The sequence below is a fragment of the Hoeflea sp. genome, assembly GCF_984452065.1.
On record NZ_CFHWAF010000163.1, the window covers coordinates 1 to 2,257 of the forward strand.

The window sequence follows — 2,257 nt, forward strand, 5'->3', positions numbered from 1 at the left end:
CGGTGAAGTTGCGGTGCATGTTGGTCACGATCAATTCGGGATGGTCGGCCATGAACCGCCAGCCGGGTCTGCTTGTGACGAATAGCCGCGCCGGCCCTCAAAAGGCGACGCAGGCCGTCTTTCAGCCCCAGCGCACCTCCAGGATCTCATAGGCCTTGGCGCCGCCCGGCGCGTTGACCTCGATGCTGTCGCCCACCTGTTTGCTGATCAGGGCGCGCGCGATCGGGGAAGACAGGGAGATGCGCCCCTCCTTCACATCGGCCTCCTGATCGCCGACGATCTGGTAGGTCTTTTCCTCGTCCGTATCCTCGTCGACGAGTTTGACCGTCGCGCCGAACTTGATCGTATCGCCGGACATTTTGCTCAGATCGATGACCTCGGCGCGCGCGGTCAGGTCTTCGAGCTCCGCGATGCGGCCCTCATTGTGACTCTGCGCTTCCTTGGCGGCATGATATTCGGCGTTTTCCGACAGGTCGCCATGTGAACGCGCTTCGGCGATCGCCTCGATGATGCGCGGCCGTTCTTCCTGTTGGCGCCAGCGCAGCTCCTCACCGAGCTTGCTGAATCCGCCTTGGGTCATGGGGACTTTTTCAACCATGTCCTTCTCCATCTTTTTGGCGCTGCCTGGACCGCTTTGCGGTGCGATAGCGCAAAAGAAAACGGCCTCCGAACCAGTCGATTCGGAACCGCTCAACACTCCAAGTTGTCTGAACATAGCAGTATTTGATGCAATTTTGCCAGTTTTTTTACAATTGCGCCTTCCGGCGCCGTTTTTTCGATATTTGCTATTGTGCGATGCAATAACCGCCGTCAGGCGGCAAAATAATCCTGAAGCGGCTTGACCTCAAGGTTGCCGGCGGTCAATGCGGCGATTGCGCGCGCTGCCGCCGTGGCGCCCGACATGGTGGTGTAATAGGGCACTTTCTGCATCAGCGCGGCGCGGCGCAACGATTTGGAATCCGACATCGCCTTGGCACCCGCCGTCGTGTTGATGACGAGCTGGATCTCGCGGTTGCGGATGGCGTCCTCCACATGCGGACGGCCTTCCAGGACCTTGTTGATACGCGCGGCCTCGATCCCGTTCTCGATCAGGAAACGGGCCGTGCCTCCCGTCGCCATGACCCCGAAGCCGCTCTCCTTCAGGATCCGTGCCGCCGGCAGGACGCGTTCCTTGTCCTCGTCGCGCACGGAGATGAACACCGTTCCGTCACGCGGAAGTTCGACGCCGGCGCCGAGCTGGGACTTGGCGAAGGCGAGGGCGTAGTCGGTGTCGAGGCCGATGACCTCGCCGGTTGAGCGCATTTCCGGACCGAGCAATGTGTCGACGCCGGGGAACCGGGCAAAGGGGAAGACGGCTTCCTTGACGGCGATGTGGTTCAGCCGGCGCGGGTCGGGGCGCTCGCCATAGGCCGCCATCGCCCCATCGAGTTTCTCGCCGGCCATGATCCGGGCGGCGATCTTGGCGATCGGCGCGCCGATGGTCTTGGCGACAAAGGGCACCGTGCGCGAGGCGCGCGGATTGACCTCGAGAACATAAATGTCGCTGCCCTTGATCGCGAACTGCACATTCATCAGGCCGCCGACATTGAGCGCCCGCGCCAGTTCCGCGGTCTGCCGCTCCAACTCGTCGACGATCCCGGACGAAAGCGAATGGACCGGAAGCGAGCAGGCGCTGTCGCCGGAGTGAATGCCTGCTTCCTCGATATGCTCCATGATGCCGGAGACGAAAACGTTCTCTGCGTCGCACAGGCAATCGACATCGACCTCGATGGCATTCGCCAGATAGCTGTCGAACAGGAGCGGATTGGTGCCGAGCAGGGTGTTGATCTGACCGGTCTTGTCGTTCGGATAACGTGTCTTGATCTCTTCGGGAACGAGTTCCGGAACGGTTCCGAGGAGGTAATTCGACAGACCGTTTTCGTCTCTGATGATCTGCATCGCCCGTCCGCCCAGGACATAGGACGGGCGAACGACCAGCGGGAAGCCGATTTCCGTTGCGACGAGCCTTGCCTGCTCGACGGAATGGGCAATGCCGTTTTTCGGCTGTCGCAGATCGAGTTTGCGCAGGAGCTTTTGAAAGCGGTCGCGGTCCTCGGCCAGATCGATGGCGTCGGGCTCGGTGCCGAGAATCGGGATGCCGGCATTTTCCAGCGCATTGGCCAGTTTGAGGGGCGTCTGCCCGCCGAACTGGACGATGACGCCGTGCAGCGTTCCCTTCTGCTGCTCGGTGCGCAGGACTTCAAGCACATCCTCGGCC

The 2,257-nt window shown here is 61.5% G+C and carries 2 protein-coding genes; both read right to left on the reverse strand.

Translation table 11 applies throughout. The features are described from left to right. Positions 1-121: 121 nt before the first annotated feature. Complete coding sequence (greA, locus tag AC5E6N_RS21350; RefSeq protein ID WP_491749706.1) at positions 122-598, reverse strand: transcription elongation factor GreA; 477 nt, start codon at positions 596-598, stop codon at positions 122-124. Between the two features lie 212 nt (positions 599-810). Further along, a partial coding sequence (locus AC5E6N_RS21355) for an ATP-binding protein (protein WP_491749707.1) occupies positions 811-2,257 on the reverse strand: 1,447 nt, incomplete at its 5' end.

What these genes read in the sequence shown, in the direction of transcription:
- greA (WP_491749706.1), bottom strand. Translation starts at nt 598, where the DNA reads ATGGTTGAAAAAGTCCCCATGACCCAAGGCGGATTCAGCAAGCTCGGT.